An 18,745-nucleotide genomic window follows, 5' to 3' on the forward strand; every position below is an offset into this window, starting at 1 on the left:
TCTTTTTTCATCAATGCCATTTGTTCATTTAAAAACGTTTCAAATAACCAATTTCAACGATGACACTGCCATTTTGGGATTGTCCATGTCCGAAAACCGCATATTCATACAGGCGCGTGCTCGTGTCACCGATATCCAGAGAACTGCCTTTATGAACCCCTTTACTCACCGTGGAATAAAGTGCCTGATTGCTGATAGCCGCCTGTTCAGAATTATCGGACATCCAGTTGCCGGGGTCTTTAAAATCCAGGCCGCTACTGTCATCAGAAATCCATGCAGCACTGCTGGGCAACAAATTGTCACGGTCTGTTTCATTTTCAATCTTCTGGGCCGCTTCGTTGACACTGGACTCGGCCAGGTAAAAATTTTCCTGATAGATTCTTTCGTTTCGGACAATTTTATTTTCAACAGTGGCGGTATTGATGGCGGACAATCCCACCAGTGTCAATACCGCCATCACGATCAGGACGATGATCAGTGCTGACCCCTGCTGGTTATTCAGGCAATCGACCGGAACTTTCAGCGTTTTGTTTCTTGAAACTAAAACCATACATCTATCCTCTATTTTTCATAATCGTCAAAGACAGCACCTTCTCTTTTGTCGCGTCTCCAAGTTTGACCGATTTTTTGACCCGGACACTTATTTTCTTGATATCGGCTGTATGGTCCTCCGCTCTCCATTCAAGGGTATATCCGGGTGGAATCACATCAACGTCCGCATGGGTTTCAACTGTATATGTCGTGCTGGTGGGAATATCATCAAAATCTTCCATGAGCAGATATTCAATCCGGCTTTGGGCTGCAAGCAATGCATTTGTAAATGTGACGGCATGGGCGTTTGCCTGGGTGGCTGCAATATGCATGCTGATGATAGCCAGGATACCCACGGCCAGGATACCCAGAGCGATCATCACCTCCAGCAGGGTAAATCCTTTTTCTTTTCCGGGGTGCTTGCCATGAAATTTATCCATCATATCAGCTCCGTCTCTTTCCGGTCCGCTACAATCCCAGATTGCGACATTTCACCACGGCAGATACAGTCCGTTCGGCACCGGGTATGGTGTGATCCGCAGCACCGGCATCCAGCCCTGCCGTGATGTCGATACGAACCGCTCTGATGGCATTAAGATCAACCGGGGCAGTCAGAACTGTACCATCACTGTCCAGGTATGAGAATGTCAAAGATTGAATATTTTCCGCAATGGCGTTTTTCAATCCGCCTTTTTGTCTGCCGATATCATTGTCACCATCTGAGGAAGCATCATACAGTTCATATGTGATAGTGGTCAAGCTGCCTATATCCGTGTCCGTGTCATTTTCCACAAAAGTAAAGGTGAGCGGATTGCCGTTGGAACCGTCCCCGGCACTGGTGATACCGGCAGAAAAAGCACGATGTCTGTCATATCCAGCCAATCGAATTTCTGAAGACATAATATACATTGCGGCCCGAATACCCTGCTGCATCTCCACCAATTGAGTCTGGGACAGTTCGGATTTCTGCTGTCCTATATAGGAATTGATGGCGCTGGCAATCACTATGCTGATGATGGTCAGGGCCACCAGGATTTCAACCAGTGTAAATCCCTGGCTGAAATGATTGCCGGGCCTGATATGCCGTCTTTCATACATGAAAATTTTGTTTCGTCCTTTCTTTCCTATTCATCTCGGATATTTCCCATAAAATTGATCACAATCTGCTTTTGTTTGCCTGACGAATTGGTAATGGTGATAGTGCCCGAACCATAAGAGAGGAAGCCTCTGCCGTTGAAACCCAACGTCTTATTTAAAGAATTTGATGTGACATCAAGTTTGTCACTTTGAAGATCAACCTGTGCAATAATTTCCTCACCTGTATCCAAAGCCTTATTTTCGGGATCGTTGTCCAGAAAAACCGTATACGTATCATTGGCCTCATCAATGATCATTACAGTGACCGCATTTTCCTTAATGGCCCGGAGCTTCATTTCCTGCAGGGTAGAAACCAGCTGCCGTGTCGCCGTTCTTACTTTGGTATTTTTGAGCAACGCACTCATTTCTGGAATCGCAACTGTTGCCAGAACAGACAGAATGGCAATGGTCACCATCAATTCGATCAACGTAAAGCCGGAATGGTGAAAATCGCCGGATGTAATTCTTTTTTTAAGCATACTACAATTACCTTATCTGAAACGGTCAATTTTTGCATTTGTTTATGGCCGTACGATCATCCTGTACCATATCTGAAAAATAAGCAATAAAAATGCCAGGCCAACATTTATTGCCAATATATGGCATGCTGTCAGAAAATGGTGGGTAATCCTCTGTGCTCAATAACAATTTATGTCATATTTTTCAACAAATGTTGAAACTTTGGGCAAAATCGGGATCTACTGTGCAACCTCATAATAAAATAACAAACAACGCTTGACATTTGCTGACAGGCAACTATAATCGATCAATCAGCTTGAAAATGCTGACGGATTGTTTTCGCCGGTAAGGTGTATTCCCGATTCCACATGGGCGCGCACCCCAAAGCAAACAGATTTTTTTATTTTTTATTACAGGAGAGCGCCGACATGGCAAATGGTATTGTAAAATGGTTTAACGACTCAAAAGGGTTTGGTTTCATCGAAGTTGAAGGCGGTGGAAAAGATGTATTTGTACACCACTCCGGCATTAATTCCAGCGGTTTCAAGTCCCTCAACGAAGGGGACCGGGTGTCATTTGACATCGAAGAAGGTCAGAAAGGGCCTTCTGCCAAGAATGTGACGGTGCTCTAAAATATACCCTTTGGTGTTATTTCAGACATACCTGACAGACTGATAAAAAGTTCCTGAATTTCAACGATTCAGGAACTTTTTTGTTTTAACGTCAACCGAACCAGAGATCGTGTTTCTTTGCCATCCGGCAATTCATAGTCATCCCATTGAATAAAAAATTTTTCATCCAGGTCATCCGTGATTTCCACTCTGGCGCCCGGACTTTTCAAGGCATAGAGTATGCCTTCCTTCGCCAGCAAGGGGGCTGCCAGACCGGCCAGGCGATCGAGGTCGGCCACTCCCCGGGCCAGAATTCCGTCAAACCGTCCGACAAACTCCGGGTCATGGTGTAAATCGTCCACCCGCCCATGGATCGCTTCAATTCCGTCGATTTTCAGCATCCGGATCACATGTTTGAGAAAATGGATTTTTTTTCGGGATGCGTCCACCAGCACCATGCGGACGTCTGGATTGAGCAGTTTCACCGGCAATCCCGGAAATCCGCCCCCGGTACCCATGTCCATCCATCTCCCGCTTTTGCCGCGAATATAGGGCTGAATGGCCACGGCATCCAGAAAATGCCTGTACGCCAGAGGGGCCGGGCCTTTGATGGCGGTCAGATTGACATGCTGGTTCCATTTTTCCAGCTGGGCTGCATGGCAGGCCATTTGTTCCACCTGAACCGGGGTGAGGTCAAATCCCATTTGAACACTTCCCCGGCTCAAGGTATCGCAAAACTCATCCATCCAGCTGCCGGACATGGGATTCAAAACCGGTTCCAGGGCCTCACATAGGCTTTCATACCGGTTTTTTCGACAAATTCAGCCATGGCCCGGGCTGCTGAGTCATGATCGACAAAGGTACCGATTCTTACCAGATACCAGGTTACCTTGTTGGCACGGGTCAGTTCCAGAATCCGGGCATCATAGTCTAGTGCATGCAGTTTATTCAATTGATCCAGAGCATTTTTCCGGACCTGGAACGCCCCGGTCTGAATTTCGAATTCAGGATCAGGCGTTTTCTTTTCTTCTATTTTTTCTTCAGGCGCCCCTGCCGTTGATTCAGTCACGGCCTGTTCAGCTGTTTGCTCTGTCGGGGCCGGAGTTTCAGTCGGCTCCGGAATTTGTTCTGCCGGAGGCGCGGCTTCTGCCGGCTCCAAAGCTTGCCCGGTCGGGGGCTTGGGTTCCGTCGGATCCGGAGTATCGGTTTCCACCGTCTCCCGGGGTTCCGGGGCCGGGCCTAATTTTTCCAGCTGCGCTTTGGCATACGCCTCTTCAGGATCCACTTCCACGGCTTTTTCATAGGCGGACCGGGCCGCCTCGATGTTTTCAAGATCCATATACAGATCCCCTTTCAGGCAATGGGCCAGATAAAAATCCGGTACCAGTGTCAGGGTCTGTGCAATATCATCCAGGCTTTTGTCATATTCCTTGAGTTCGGCCCAGCAGATGGCCCGGTTGAAATACGCATAATGGCTGCCTGGGGAAAGTTCAATTTCGCTGTTATAATTGGCAATGGCTTTCTCGTATTCACCTTTATAATACCAGGCCACACCCAGGTTGCTGTGCAGGCCTTTCAAATCCGGCATCATCTGTTTCGTCTTTTCAAAATCATGAATAGCCGAATCATACTGAGACAGTTTCATATACGCCACACCCCGGTTTTTATAGGCATCCGGATTGTCGGGATTCAATTCGATCAGCTCAGTAAATACTTCGATGGCAGCCTCGTATCGCTGTTGCTTTAAATGGTCGACCCCTGTGTCAAACAGTTGTTTTTCCTGGGACGCAAACACGGTTGCGTTCAAAAAAAAGACAAACAAACCAACCAATATGATTTTGTGTCGTATCATGACTCTCCAGACATTCTCAAGATTCAAAAATATGATTCATCCTAAAAAAAATTCTCGGTAAATACAAGCCAAATCACCTTCTCTCCCGAACTTGTCATGACAGAATTCGGTCATGAATCAATCCTGATGGGTGTCAACGATTTTTCGAATTTCCGGTTCTAAAGACAGAAATACCTCCACCAGCTCTGGATCGAAAAACACGCCGCTGCCTTTTTTGATTTCCGCCAGGGCTTCATCCACGGGCCACGGGTCTTTATAAGGACGTCTGGAGATCAGGGCATCAAACACATCGCAAATACAGGTGATTCTGCCGACCAGGGGAATATCTTTGCCTTTGAGATGCTGGTGGTATCCGGTGCCGTCCCATTTTTCATGATGGGTCATGGCAATAATCCTGGCCACCTCCAGCAGCTGGGATGTGCCACCGGACAGCAGCTCTTCACCGATGCGGGTATGGGACCGCATGGATTCCCATTCCCGGGTATCCAGTTTTCCGGGTTTGAGCAGGATGTTGTCGGAAATACCGATTTTCCCCACATCATGCATGGTGGATGCCAGATCCAGCCGGTCATATTCTTCCCGGGAAAGTCCCAGCGCCTTGCCCATGAGCCGGCAGTATTTGCTCATGCGGTTGATATGGGTGCCCGTGTCCTGGTCCCGATATTCCGCGGCCTTACCCAGGCGGTTGATCACTTCGATCTGGGCTTTTCGCAGTTCTTTGGTGCGTTCCCGGACCATCTCTTCCAGAATGGCATTCTGATTTTTCAACGCTTCTCCGGCCAGTTTCAGGGTCAGATGGGTTTTGACCCGGGCTTTGACTTCGGTGATATCAAACGGTTTGGTGATATAATCCACGGCACCCACATCAAACCCCTTGGTTTTATGGGTCAGATCATCCATGGCCGTGATAAAGATGATGGGAATGTCCTGGGTTCGGGGATCGGCTTTGAGCCGGTGGCACACGTCAAATCCATCCGTGCCGGGCATGATGATGTCCAGCAAAATCAAATCCGGCAGGTTTTGTTTTGCGAACCGGACCGCATCTTCGCCGCTGAGACTGACCCCCAGCTTATACATGCCTTTCAAAGCGTTCACCAGCACATCCAGGTTGGATTTGGTATCATCCACCAGCAGAATCGTACAATCATTGATCGTTTTCATGAATCTCACTTCCCTGCTCATTTCCAGCCACCTGTTTTTTCCATGAGACGTGCCATATATTTTTTCGCATCCTCAAACTGATAGTTTTTAACCGCCGCTGTCAAATGTGTCATCTCTTTTTTCCATGTGTCATGAACATGGGGCGCGATTTTTTGAACCAGGGTTTCAGAAACAACCGGATCACATCGTTCAAGGCTGTCCATCAAGGACCGGGCCAGGTCTTTGATTTCACCCACCGAAACATCGGTGGACAAACAAGACACATCGGTTTTCTCTTTTTTTTTAAAGGCGTTGATCTGTGCACAAAATTGTTCGGCAGACCGGCACACGGTTTCATAGGCCGACTGGACCGACACCAGCAGGGACTGAACATCCCGGCCGTTTTTTTGCCGGCATGCCTGTTCCAGTGCTTTCACGGACTCAAACAGGGCCATGGCAGACACATTGCCGGACGCACCTTTGAGCGAATGGCTCAAATCCGCTGCGGCTTTGAAATCGGATCGGTCGATCAACGCGTTCATTTCCTGGTGAAACCCGGCGTAGGTGTGACAGAAATCAGACAAAATCTCTGCATAAACATAAGCTGCGCCCCCCAGCCGTTCCAGGCCGTCCTCGATATCCAGGCCCGGCAGGTTTTTTGTACCCGTCTCTGGCGGTGCAGGTGGTTGTTTACACGGCAAAACCGATTCAGGAATCGAAAATGGGTGACCCGGACCGATCTGTTTTTTCAGTGCCGTGAACAGCACATTTCTGCTGATGGGTTTGAGAACGTAATCATTGATCCCTGCTTCCAGACAGGCTTTCCAGTTGTCTGCCTTGGCATGGGCGCTCATGGCGATGATGGGCAGCCGGGTTTTGGAAAACTGCTGCCGGATGATGCGGGACGCTTCAATCCCGTCCAGATGCGGCATCTGTATGTCGATCAGCACGGCCGCATAATCGTTTTTCTGCACCTTTTCAATGGCTTCAAGACCATTATTGGCTGTATCCACGGCCACGCCCGCTATGCGGAGCATTTCCGAGCCGATTTTACGATTGATGGCATTGTCTTCCACCAGAAGAATCCGGGTGTTTGAAAAGGTTACGTCTTTTTTTTCTGCCGGCAGGGGATTTGGCCGTGTCCGGTGGGTATTGCTGAATGTGTTTTGCACCGCATTTTTTAAAATCGATTGTTTCACGGGTTTGGTCATGGACCGGATGAACCCCAAGTCCCTGGATCGGTTCACATCATCATTTTTACCCATCCGGGTCAGGGCGATGGACAGACCCACAGATTCGACCATGGATTTCACGTCCTTGAAAACAGCCGGATCTTCAAGATCCGTCATCCCCATATCCATTAATACCAGATGAAATACAGCGGATCGGTGCGGTGTAGAAAACAGATCCACGGCCCGGGAAGCCGTCGTGCAGGCCGTGACGTCAAACCCCCATGATTCAAGCAGGTGAACCAGGGCCTGCCGGCCGGACCGGTTTTCCACAACAACCAGGGCCGGATATGATTCAAATCCCGCGGATGTCTGTATCCGGTCTTTCCGGGAAGGCATCTCATGTTTGAACGGGACGTTAAAGTAAAAGGTGCTGCCCTGCCCCGGCTGGCTGTCCACGCCGATGGTACCGTTCATCATTTCAACGATCTGGCGGCAGATGGCCAGACCCAGGCCGGTTCCCCCATATTCCCGGATTTTGGCATGGTTGACCTGGGTAAAGGATTCAAACAGATGATCAAAATGTTCCGGCGCAATCCCGATACCCGTGTCCGTCACCCGGAAACCCAGTTCGATCACGGCATCTTCACAACGAATCGGTTCCACCCGGATGATGATTTCCCCGTGCCGGGTGAATTTCAACGCATTGGAAATCAGGTTGATGAGGATCTGACGCAGCCGCATGGGATCCGCCATTACCTGTTCAGGCACATCCGGATCAATATCCACGATCAGTTCCAGATTCTTCCGGGTGATCATTTCCAGAAAGATATCCGACACCTCTTCCACCACATCCCGGACATTAAAAAAGACTTCCTGGAACTCCAGTTTTCCGGCTTCGATTTTTGAAAAATCAAGAATATCGTTGATCAGCCCCAGCAGAGAAAAAGCGGAACTCCGGATGATTTCCAGGTATTCGGTCTGCTGCCGGGAAAGATCATCTGCCATGATCAGATCACAGGTACCCACAATCCCGTTCATGGGGTTCCGGATCTCATGACTGATGACCGCTAAAAATTCACTTTTGGCGTTGTTGGCTTTTTCCGCCTCCTTTCTGGCGGCTTCCACCTGTTTGATGGCACCGGACAACCGGGCCGCGTTTTCTTCCTGAACTTTTTTGGCCAGATTCAGTGCCCGGGCTTTTTCCCTGAGCATCTGCTGGGCTTTTCTCAACGCCTCTTCCGCCTCCATCTCCTTGGTCACAAGGGTGAGACATCCGGAAGAGACATGAATCCGGTCCTGTTTGAATGCGGTGACCGTGGCCTGATCTTTAAACCATGCAATGTCACCATCGGCAAGCTGCACTTTATATATGGCTTCCACCTGCCCTTTTTTTTCACCCTGTTCCCGAAGCCCTTTTCGGGAACCTGTCAGTTCGGGTTGCCGCAATCGCTGGGGATGGATCTGATGATGATTGTCATCCTGGTAATCATAAACCCGCCGTTCCACAATCCGGTTCCGGAAAACATCTGCCAGATCCGGTATCGGACACCCCATCAGATCGCTGAACCGTTGGCCGGCAAATTCGTACCACATGGCATTTTCCTGCTCCTGCCAGGCGGACAGATAAGGGATGACCGGTGTCAGGGTCTTTTCAAAGGCGATCAGCCGGCTGATATTTTCTTTGACATGCGCTTTCAAAGCATGGCTGTAATTTCCATGCAGTATTTTTCCAGGATAATCCTTGTTTTCCATTTGTGCTTTTATCTTTCTTTTATCAGAATCCCCGGTCATGGGTCAGTCTTCAGGTCCGGCTGATATGTGCATTGATCTTTTTTTTGATGTCACGGCTTTTAAACGGCTTGGTAATATAATCAGCGCCCCCGCATTTGACCCATTTTTTTTCATGATCCGGTTTATCCACGGCGGAAATAAAGATCACCGGGATATCCCTGGTTTCAGGATCAGACTTCAATTTGCGGCAAACCTGAAACCCATCCATTTGGGGCATGACAATATCCAAAAGAATCAGATCAGGATGATGGGTTCTGGCAAACTGAATCGCATCCTTGCCGTTGAGACTGACCCCGATCTTGTAATCCCCCTTCAGGACCTGGACCAGTACATCAATATTGGTCTTGGTGTCATCCACGATCAAAACGGTTTTCATATCAGGTTCCCCCGGGTTCCGCCGGCAAAATGATCAATATCTTTGTGCCGTGGTTTTTCTTTGAATGAACCGCCATTTCCCCGCCATGTCCAGCAATGATCGCCCGGCTTATCGCAAGGCTTAAGCCCACCCCTTTTTTCATATCCTTTGGTTTTAAGGAAAAATAGGGAAGGCACACCTGATCAAGGTATTGGTCGTCAATGCCGCACCCGTTGTCCTCAATGACAACCTGAACATAACTGCCGGGATTTGGATGGGTTTCAGAAACAGGGCGTTTTTCAACCGGTATGTCTTCAATGGATATGTTTTGCAGGGACACCTCGATCCTTCCGTCATTTTTCTGTGCCACGGCCTCACAGGCATTGATGATGACATGCTCAAGGGCCCGGGCCATCAACCGGGTATCCACCCGGCACGGCCACACCCCTCGAGGTATCTCGACCCGGCAGGGGATATCGCTGCCTTGCAGCAAAGACCGGACCACCCTGGCAACCACCCGGGTAAGCAGGGAATTTTTTTTCACGGCCTTGTCTTCACCGGACAGACAGGAAATGTCCCGGTTCAGGGCCAAAGCACTGCGGCTGATTTTCAAGGCGTTGGCCAGAAATCGCTGCCGCTCCCGGGAGCCTGCCGTTGTCGTGGCCGACAGTTGAATGTAATCGGCAATACCGTTCAGCATGTTGTCCAGATCATGGGAAACACCGGTTGAAAATGTCTGAATCACCCGCTGTTCTCTGGATTCCATCCGGCGTTCCAGATCTGTTATGCCGGCAGATATGTCTGCGGTAAAACCGTCAACCCGGTCGCAGCCTTGCGTTTGATTCCCATAAGGGGTGCCGGATTTTTCCACAAGCCAGACAAACCGGTTGTCCCGGCATTTAAACCGGTAAACGATATCCAAGGGCACATGATCTTGAAACAGCTGTTTATATGCGTTTCTCACCTTTTCTTCATCCGAAGAATGGACCCGGTTCAGCCATCCGCTTTTGCCCATCTCCTGAATGTGCTTGACGGAAAAACCGGTCAGCCGCTCCACAGCCGGGGTGATATTGGTAAAGTCACCATTGGCATCCAGGGTCCACCCGACAGTGCCCGGCACCGGATCAAGCCGGCGGTTGTAACATCGTTCCTGCCCTGTCAAAGCCATGGTCCGGTTCAGGGCATCATTCAGAACAGTATTAATGGTTTTCAAAAGTTGTGCAGGATCCGCCGGCTTTCTGACCACTGTATATGCCCCCACTTTCCGGGCCTGTTGTCTGATCTGTTTTTGGTCCCGGGCCGAGGAATAGAAAATAAAAGGGATATGCTTCAGTTTTTCATCCAGTTGACACAATCTGCAGAACTGAAATCCATCCATTTCAGGCATTTGAATATCGGAGATAATCAGGTCACAGATATGTTCCTGGAGCAGGCTCAACGCTTTTCTGGCACTCATGGCGGACAGGACGGCATACCCGTTTCGGGTCAGCAGCACTTCAAGGACTTTGAGATTGACCTTGATGTCATCGACAATGAGTATTTTTTTCATTATATCCTGACCGGGTGTTCAAAAATAAGGCCCGCCATCAAATTTCACGAAAGGCATATCTGGTTTTCAATCCCTGTTTTTCACCGCAGGCATGCTATAAAGCAGACATACCATATTGAAATTGAAACACTACCAAAAAAAACGGAACAAAGTCAAACGATAAATCAGGTGGAAAAAGGGGTTGCACTCATTCCCGGGCATGCTTTCTTTGCCGCAGGATTTGCCTTTCAACGGATCGCAGAAATTCAATTATATTTCATGAACGACCTGTGATAGAATACCCATAAAATTTTAATTTAATAACACGGCACACCAATTGCATAATAAATACCCGGTATTTTGATAATACAAAAATAAAGGTATTTTGCCGCAAAAAAACATTACCGACAAAGCAGGAGAACAAAAATGAAAAAATTACTTTATACCGGGCTTGCAGCATTGATGATCATGGTCTTCTCATTCAGTGCATCAGCTACTACAATGGATGTGAATTACGGCAGTATGAAAAATGTGACTTTTATAAACGACCATAAATTCTATACTGTGGGGGCCGGAGAGTTTCAAGTCACGTTTGAGTGGCACGAGCATTTTGATTTTGATATTGCGTATTGTGTGGATCTGGACAGTGAAATTGGCAAAGGAACATACGACATTGATAGTTTTCATTACATTACCGAAGCTGACACGAATTATTTGCGTGCCGCATGGTTGATGGATGAGTTTGCTTCCGATGCATCATCATCTAATCAGCAGGCAGGACTGCAGCTTGCCATTTGGGATGCGATATATGGCAATAGTTTCACGAATTATTCAAATTTTCAAATAAGTAGGTTTTACTCAGAGTATACAGACGCTGCTGATGATGCTCTAAACATGTGGGAATCACTTGGAGATACTTACGCCATCGCTTACTCTTCCTTCAATAACGTGAAGGCACAGGACCTTCTCGTTCAAATGAACCCGGTTCCGGAACCCGGAACCATGCTGTTGCTGGGAATGGGTATTGCCGGGTTGGGGGCGGCCGGCAGGAAACGGTTCAGAAAAAAATAATGTCAGCGGTTGCAGGTCCTGAAATATCGATAAGCGTTTATTATTTTTGACAAAAATAATTTTTGAATTATAATACAAAAAACAAACATTACAAATTATTGTGATAATATCTCATAAACCCGTTACCCTCAAATTGAGGAGATAATATATGAAACGACTAACAATTTATCTGTTGTTGTCTGTTTTCTGGATCACAGGCACTGTCCATGCCAGCACCTGGAAAATAAATGACGAATATATCGGCGGCAAATATGATGACAGCAACTATGTTAAAGAAGAGGGTGACGTAATTGCAATCAATACCAGAGAATTTGATATCGATTGGATGAACGTTACCATAAAAACCAACGGTGACGTGAAGGTCCGAATCAAAACCAGATATGAAGACGGGACTCGGGATACCACCTATGGGGATCTGTTTGTGAGCACGGATGGATGGAACCCTTACGTGGATTTAAGTTCATGGGATTCTGAAGACACCTATGAAAGATATCGTTCCGACACCTATGAAACAGGGGAACGCTGGGAATATGCGTTAAGCACCTCTTCCGGCAAAATCTATTCAGTAGATGCCGACAATATCTGGCGGTCAGACCAAGAATTCGCTGACCCTTATTATCAGGATCACTGGTATCGGCATGGCCAGGAAGTACTTTACAAGCCGGAAAACGAAGAGACACCTGTCGGATCATTTGCCTTTTCTCATTCAGGCAGTATGATCAAATATGCCTTCAATCTGTCAACATTATTGGGTGAGGACTGGAGCTGGGAAGATGAACTGGACTTAGGATTTCACTGGGCCATGACCTGTGCCAATGACGTAATCGAAGGCGGCATCTACAAAGCGGCGGCGGTCCCGGAACCCGGTACGATGCTGTTACTCGGTATGGGCATTGCCGGACTGGGTGCAGCCGGCAAGAAACGGTTCAGAAAACAATAATCCCAAGTCCGGATAAATTTGTGCACCTTTGAGATAACAATTTGTGGCAAAAAATATGACAAATATTGTCACAAACAACTACAATTTTCAAAAAGGAGGCGGGCAATGAAACCTCTCTTTCTAAAAATTTCAATTATTTTTTGCACGCTGTTTTTATGGACGGGCATGAGTATGGCAACGTCAACGGGTATTTTTGTGGGTGATTCCAATTATCTTACATCAGGCAAACAACTTCAGCAAGACACTTTAACAAATGTAAATGCGCTGGTTGATGGTTACAACAATCCTGATAACCCTCTTGATCTGCCCATTGACTATGACAATTTTTTTGAACTGCCGGAGAATCTGACCCTTCTTGGAAAATGGGACGGTGACAATTGGAGTGAATGGAAAGATGATTCTATTTCAAAATTTACCGGTACTTTTACAGGACATGATGGTGACTGGTCTGTCGGTGAAAAGTGGGATGCGACTGTCCCTCTCTATTACAGCTTGAAAGCCGGGGGCAAAGGAAAAAGTGGTGGTGGTTTTGAACTCTGGTACGCAGACGGATTTTTGGACGGTGTATGGGATACATCCGGCCTTGACAATAAAGACTTATCCCACATCTCATTCTGGACAGCTGAAGGAAATACCAACAATCAGGTGCCTGAACCCGGGACCCTGGCCCTGGTGGGACTGGGGCTTGCCACCATTGCCGGATACCGGCGGAAACGGCGTTCCAGTTAGAGATAGATTTCATATGCGCTTTCTTCCGGTGAATGGATATTTCCATTCACCGGTTTTTTTCATGCGTTTATTGACAAACTTCCCTGATTCGTATATAGAATCTTTTTTCATGTACTGAAAGTAACCTGACAATTCAATTATAATACCATCGCAACATAACATTAGCTGAACCCGAAAAAATGGACCGCCCCTGTTGGCAGACCGTTGCGTTTTTTTGAACCAATGACATGCCGCTTTTTGGGCAAATTTTATTCATGAAGGATGATGTAAAATGATCAGAGATTTAAAGCAGGTGAGAAATATCGGCATCAGTGCCCATATCGACTCCGGCAAAACCACCCTTTCGGAACGGATTTTATTTTATACGGCCCGGATTCACAAAATCAATGAAGTCCGGGGAAAAGACGGTGTCGGCGCGGTCATGGACTCCATGGAACTGGAAAGAGAACGGGGTATCACCATTGCATCGGCTGCCACATATTGTGAATGGAAAAAACACAATATCAACCTCATCGATACCCCGGGCCATGTGGATTTCACCGTGGAAGTGGAACGGTCCCTGCGGGTGCTGGACGGGGTGGTGCTCATTTTATGTTCGGTTGCCGGGGTGCAGTCCCAGTCCATCACGGTGGATCAGCAGATGAAACGCTATCAAGTTCCGTGTATCGCCTTTGTCAACAAATGCGACCGGTCCGGTGCCAATCCGGCCAAGGTGGCCAAACAGTTGAAAACCAAACTGGGACACAATTCCGTGTTGATGCAGCTGCCCATCGGGCTGGAGGACAAACACGAAGGTGTGGTGGATCTGGTGGCCATGAAAGCCTACTATTTTGAAGGCGAGCATGGTGAGCGCGTGGCTATCAAAGAAATTCCCGAGGAACTGCTGGAAGCGGCAAAAGAAGCCAGAGAAGAATTGATCGATACCGCCTCTTTGTTCTCAGAAGAACTGACCGATGCCATTCTCGAAGAATCGGACATCAGTGAAGCATTGATCAAAAATGCCGTGAGAACCGGCGTGATCACCAGACAGATCACCCCGGTATTTTTGGGCTCCGCTTACAAGAACAAAGCGATTCAGCCGCTGCTGGATGCCGTGCTTGATTATCTGCCCTCTCCCTTGGACATCCATAATGAAGCCATTGACATGGACAACAACGAAGAAAGCGTGGTTCTGGAAAGCAATTTTGACAAGCCCACTGTGGCACTGGCCTTCAAGCTTGAAGACGGTCAATATGGCCAGTTGACCTATATCCGTGTCTATCAGGGATGTATCTCCAAAGGCGACACCCTGGTAAACACCCGGGACGGCAAAAAAATCAAGGCCGGCCGGCTGATCCGCATGCATGCCTCCCAGATGGAGGACGTGGAAGAGATCCCTGCCGGCCATATCGGTGCCATGTTCGGCATTGACTGCGCCTCCGGAGACACATTTGTCTCTCCGACGATCAATTACTCCATGCTGGCCATGCATGTGATGGAACCGGTTATTTCACTTTCCATCGTTCCCAAGGACAACAAAGCCCAGATCAACATGTCCAAGGCACTGAACCGGTTCACCAAGGAAGACCCGACTTTCAAGACCTATGTGGATCATGAAACCGGTGAGACCATTATTCAGGGCATGGGCGAGCTGCATCTGGAAGTGTATGTGGAGCGCATGAAACGCGAATACAAGGCAGAAGTCACCACGGGCGCCCCCCGGGTGGCTTACCGGGAGACCATCACCCAGAAATCGTTGTTCAACTACACACATAAAAAACAGACCGGTGGTGCCGGCCAGTTCGGTCGGGTGGCCGGATTTATGGAACCGTGCGAAGAAGATTTTGAATTTGTCAACAAAATCACCGGGGGCCGGATTCCTACCCAGTATATCCCGGCCTGTGAAAAAGGGTTTGCCGCCTGCATGGCAAAGGGCCCCAAACTGGAATTCCCGGTCACCGGTGTCCGGGTGACCATCGACGATGGTGCGTTTCATGCGGTGGACTCATCGGAAATGGCGTTTCAGGCCGCTGCCCGGGGCGCATTTCTGGAAGGCTATATGAAGGCCAAACCCGTGGTCAAGGAACCCATCATGAAAGTGGTCATCGAGACCCCCAATGAATTCCAGGGGTCCTGCATGGGGCTGATCAACCAGCGCCGGGGAATCATCCAGGGATCCCAGGAAGAAGGGGTCATGTCGGTGATTGAAAGTCAGGTACCCTTGTCTGAAATGTTCGGTTTTTCCACGGTTCTCAGGTCCGCCACCCAGGGAAAGGCCCAGTTCACCATGGAATTTTCTTCCTATAAACAGGTTCCCCAATCCATTGCCGAAGAAATCATCAAACAGAAACAGGAAGAAAAAAAAGCCTAAGACCGCCATATCAAGGAGAGGGAATATGTTAAAAAAAGATCTCAATTTCAGAAGCCCCATTGAAAAAATCATGGGCATTGACAATATTACCAACAGCAAATTCGGTGCCGTGCTCTCCCGAGCCGGCGTGGGCAAAACCCGGTTTCTGGTGCAGATTGCGCTGACGCAACTTTTAAAAGACCAGAAAATCGTTCATGTCAGCCTGGATGATTCCATCGGAAAAATCAACCTGCGCTACAACGAAGGATACACCAACCTGGTGGACAGCATCGGGTATGTAGATCCCCAGAAAGCGGTTCGGCTGTGGGATGACATCAGCCTCAACAAAGTGGGCATCAGCTACAACGACGTCACATTTGACACTGAAAAACTTAAAGACTACCTGAAAAGCTTTAAAAAGGCCGAGCTTCCCATGCCGGCAATGATGATCATCGACGGCCTTAATTTTGATGAGGACATTACAGAAATTCTGGAAAACCTGCAGGCATTGAATCAGAAATTTTCCACTTCCATCTGGTTTGCCATGAAGACCCACCGGGACGAGGCCATGGCAAAAGACGGATATCCGGTCCAGCTGGAAACCCGAAAAGACCTGTTTGACAAGGCCCTGTTTCTGCAACCCGTGGACAACCAGATTCAGGCGGTCGTGCTCAAGGACGGCAACCGAACCGACCAGTCATTTCTTCTGGATCCGGCCACCATGATGCTGGCGGAATAAAGTTTTATTGATAATCTTCTGAGATGTTCCGACTGTTCCGGCCGGAACATCTCTTTTTTTCGCATTCTCAGACCCATTGGCGGATAAAATTTTCAATGGCCTGATACACCCGCTTTACCCCTTCCCCAATCAAAATTCCGTGCCGTTCATAATCAAACAGATACAATTCCTTGACCGTTGATCCCAGCTGATGGAACAATTTTTCGGTTCCTTCGGGATTGACCACCGGATCTTTTCTGGACTGGACCACCAGGACCGGACGGGTGATCTGTTTCAGTTTGGGAGCCAGCTGCTCCATGAGCATTTCCAGTTGATGGATACCGGCTATGGGGTTTCTCAGATAATTGATATGGGGATTTTCCGGGTGGTTGTCAATGAATTCCCTGGCCATTGCGTTGAAACGGAAACGACGGATCATAGTGTTCCAGGCATTGATGGCCGGTATAAAATGAGCGCCCATATCCTGGAGCTGCATGGGCGGAGCCACGGCAAAAACCGCCTCATAATCCGTCACCCGGGTCGCCAGCTCCAGGGCCAGCCCCGCACCCGTGGAAAACCCCCCGATAAACCGTTTACTGCAGGAGTGACGTAAAGCCACATAGGCTTCTTCCACGGATTCCACCCATTGTTCATAACCGACCCGGGCCAGATCATCCGGAGAAGTACCATGTCCTTTGAGCCGGGGTACATGCACGGTGAATCCTTTTGCATACAGGTATTGGGCAAAATTTTTCATCTCTTCCGGGGCCGCCATGTACCCGTGAATCAGCAGAACCCCGGGACTGTCCGGTGTCTGATTCAAAAACCGGGGCCGGCCGATCTGCTTGTTTTTGGATTCATCCGGTCTGAAAAAAGCGGCATAGTCTGCGGTAAAATCCATATTCATTTTTTCAATGATCCGGGATCTGACCCGTTCCCGGATCTGACGACGAGGCATCTGGGCGATCTTTTTCAGGCAGATCTGAGCTGCTTCCACCGGTTCCACTTCATTGGCCATGACCAGGATGGGATTTTCCATGCGGATGGCATGAAATTCAGATAAATTGTAAAATCGGGCCTGATCTTTGAAAAACCGGCGCCCGTCTCCATCCATGCGGATCACTCCGGTTTCTTCTGCCAGGGTCAGAAAATCCGATATCCGTTTGAACCGGTCATCCACCAGCAGGTGAATCTGATTCTCCCGCAGCAGATCCGCCACATGGCAGACACGGTTCAGCACCAGACAGGTGACGGCATAAAACACCTTGCACGCGAATTCATACCGGTTAATCCCTTCTCTTTTGTATGGATAATGCTTAAGAATGCCTGCCATGACATGGTCATAATTAATCGTAGTCAACCCATACACCTGGGCCATGTATGTTTCCATGACACCAATGGCGATCTGCCTTGAAATCTGCCTGGATTCCAGATCTTCAAACGGGCGGATCCGGCGTTTCACCGTCAAAAGACTTTCCAGAAAAGGATGATGAAGATATGGTGCCATGTCGATGGGCGTGCCGAACCGGATGGTGATGTCCACACCGGTAAACAGCATGGCCCCTTCGGTCATCAGTTCATCCATCACCCGCCTGGAGGGTTTTTTCAAAAGCAGCCCGGCCATGGATCCTAAAATGTTGTCCCGGGGATTGGCCGGGTAATAGGTGATATTGACCGGCACGATATGGGTGGACTGATTCAGGATATCATCGATACCGGTTAAATCGAGTTCTTTTGTCAACCGGTAAAATTCCGGGGCTTTCAATGCTTTCAGACGGCGCAGGCGCTCCCTGAAAAACGCACATCTGAGCGCCACCACTGCGGCGCCGGTATGAGGGCGCAGTTCTCCTTTGTCATCGGTGAGCACAAACCGGCCGTCTTTGACCAGTTTTTTATTTTTCACCATCATGCCTTCCGGAAAAATGATCCAAAGGGCATCTCCGGACAACAGGGTTTTCAAAAGCAGGTCATCCCGGTCCGGTGCATTTGTGGACACGGCCCCCAACCGTCTGAGCAGTCCTTCGAGCACGGGCACATCAAACAGTTCCCTGGCTGCCAGAGACCAGACCTGCCTGCCGGTAATGCTGTGGATATGATAGGGCAGAAACACCGTTTCAATGCGGGTGAAATGGTTGGCGCAGAACACCACCGATCCTTCCGGAATATTGGATTGTCCCTGGATGGTGATTCTGGCCCTGGAAAACCCGGAAAGGGTTTTTAACGTATAAGAGGATAATTTGAATGCGACCCGGTTCATGAACATGCCTTTATTTTCAAAATCATTGCCCGGGTCATCCCGGTGTGTTGAATTTTCAGCCGGTTGGTGATACAACACCCAATAAAACACACCGCCCGACCGGACTTGTTTTTTTGATACCCTGC

General features: G+C 48.6%; 17 protein-coding genes. 6 read left to right on the forward strand and 11 right to left on the reverse strand.

Features of this window, described 5'->3' with window-relative positions:
- Positions 1-28 precede the first annotated feature (28 nt).
- Genes K365_RS26645 through K365_RS0113230 form a run of 4 tightly spaced genes read right to left on the reverse strand, consistent with a single transcriptional unit; the run spans position 29 to position 2,147 of the window.
- The gene (locus tag K365_RS26645) at positions 29-550 is read right to left on the reverse strand and encodes a pilus assembly PilX family protein (RefSeq protein ID WP_024334944.1); all 522 of its coding nucleotides are present in this window, start codon (positions 548-550) and stop codon (positions 29-31) included.
- Between the two features lie 4 nt (positions 551-554).
- On the reverse strand, positions 555-974 hold the full coding sequence (locus K365_RS0113220; RefSeq protein WP_024334945.1) for a type IV pilus modification PilV family protein: 420 nt from the start codon (positions 972-974) through the stop codon (positions 555-557).
- A gap of 25 nt (positions 975-999) precedes the next feature.
- Complete coding sequence (locus tag K365_RS0113225) at positions 1,000-1,629, reverse strand: PilW family protein (protein ID WP_024334946.1); 630 nt, start codon at positions 1,627-1,629, stop codon at positions 1,000-1,002.
- A gap of 26 nt (positions 1,630-1,655) precedes the next feature.
- Positions 1,656-2,147: a GspH/FimT family pseudopilin gene (locus tag K365_RS0113230; protein WP_024334947.1), complete on the reverse strand. Its 492-nt coding sequence runs from the start codon at positions 2,145-2,147 to the stop codon at positions 1,656-1,658.
- A gap of 408 nt (positions 2,148-2,555) precedes the next feature.
- On the opposite strand from K365_RS0113230, the gene K365_RS0113235 reads away from it, so the two are divergent.
- Positions 2,556-2,759: a cold-shock protein gene (locus tag K365_RS0113235; RefSeq protein WP_006964852.1), complete on the forward strand. Its 204-nt coding sequence runs from the start codon at positions 2,556-2,558 to the stop codon at positions 2,757-2,759.
- 68 nt (positions 2,760-2,827) lie between these two features.
- On the opposite strand, the gene rsmG is transcribed toward K365_RS0113235, so the two are convergent.
- From rsmG to K365_RS0113265, 6 genes are all read right to left on the reverse strand, one after another.
- A complete protein-coding gene (rsmG, locus tag K365_RS0113240) occupies positions 2,828-3,442 on the reverse strand; it encodes a 16S rRNA (guanine(527)-N(7))-methyltransferase RsmG (protein WP_169432951.1) in 615 nt (204 codons plus the stop codon).
- A 62-nt stretch (positions 3,443-3,504) separates the two neighbouring features.
- On the reverse strand, positions 3,505-4,590 hold the full coding sequence (locus K365_RS0113245; RefSeq protein ID WP_024334949.1) for an SPOR domain-containing protein: 1,086 nt from the start codon (positions 4,588-4,590) through the stop codon (positions 3,505-3,507).
- Positions 4,591-4,707: 117 nt separating this feature from the next.
- On the reverse strand, positions 4,708-5,751 hold the full coding sequence (locus K365_RS0113250; protein WP_245569174.1) for a response regulator: 1,044 nt from the start codon (positions 5,749-5,751) through the stop codon (positions 4,708-4,710).
- 17 nt (positions 5,752-5,768) lie between these two features.
- A complete protein-coding gene (locus K365_RS0113255; protein WP_024334951.1) occupies positions 5,769-8,693 on the reverse strand; it encodes a hybrid sensor histidine kinase/response regulator in 2,925 nt (974 codons plus the stop codon).
- Positions 8,694-8,703: 10 nt separating this feature from the next.
- Positions 8,704-9,069: a response regulator gene (locus K365_RS0113260; protein ID WP_024334952.1), complete on the reverse strand. Its 366-nt coding sequence runs from the start codon at positions 9,067-9,069 to the stop codon at positions 8,704-8,706.
- 1 nt (position 9,070) lies between these two features.
- The gene (locus K365_RS0113265; protein ID WP_024334953.1) at positions 9,071-10,597 is read right to left on the reverse strand and encodes a response regulator; all 1,527 of its coding nucleotides are present in this window, start codon (positions 10,595-10,597) and stop codon (positions 9,071-9,073) included.
- Positions 10,598-11,002: 405 nt separating this feature from the next.
- Between K365_RS0113265 and K365_RS0113275 the strand changes: the two genes are divergently transcribed.
- From K365_RS0113275 to K365_RS0113295, 5 genes are all read left to right on the forward strand, one after another.
- The gene (locus K365_RS0113275; RefSeq protein WP_024334954.1) at positions 11,003-11,647 is read left to right on the forward strand and encodes a PEP-CTERM sorting domain-containing protein; all 645 of its coding nucleotides are present in this window, start codon (positions 11,003-11,005) and stop codon (positions 11,645-11,647) included.
- Positions 11,648-11,795: 148 nt separating this feature from the next.
- Entirely contained in the window at positions 11,796-12,587 is a 792-nt protein-coding gene (locus K365_RS0113280) for a PEP-CTERM sorting domain-containing protein (RefSeq protein WP_024334955.1), read from the forward strand.
- A gap of 105 nt (positions 12,588-12,692) precedes the next feature.
- Positions 12,693-13,316, forward strand: a complete 624-nt coding sequence (locus K365_RS0113285) for a PEP-CTERM sorting domain-containing protein (RefSeq protein WP_024334956.1) — start codon at positions 12,693-12,695, stop codon at positions 13,314-13,316.
- A 271-nt stretch (positions 13,317-13,587) separates the two neighbouring features.
- Entirely contained in the window at positions 13,588-15,666 is a 2,079-nt protein-coding gene (gene fusA / locus K365_RS0113290; RefSeq protein WP_024334957.1) for an elongation factor G, read from the forward strand.
- 25 nt (positions 15,667-15,691) lie between these two features.
- Positions 15,692-16,384, forward strand: a complete 693-nt coding sequence (locus K365_RS0113295; RefSeq protein ID WP_024334958.1) for a hypothetical protein — start codon at positions 15,692-15,694, stop codon at positions 16,382-16,384.
- 67 nt (positions 16,385-16,451) lie between these two features.
- On the opposite strand, the gene K365_RS0113300 is transcribed toward K365_RS0113295, so the two are convergent.
- On the reverse strand, positions 16,452-18,620 hold the full coding sequence (locus K365_RS0113300) for an alpha/beta fold hydrolase (RefSeq protein WP_024334959.1): 2,169 nt from the start codon (positions 18,618-18,620) through the stop codon (positions 16,452-16,454).
- Positions 18,621-18,745 lie beyond the last annotated feature (125 nt).

Source organism: Desulfotignum balticum DSM 7044 (assembly GCF_000421285.1).
GTDB classification, from domain to species: domain Bacteria; phylum Desulfobacterota; class Desulfobacteria; order Desulfobacterales; family Desulfobacteraceae; genus Desulfotignum; species Desulfotignum balticum.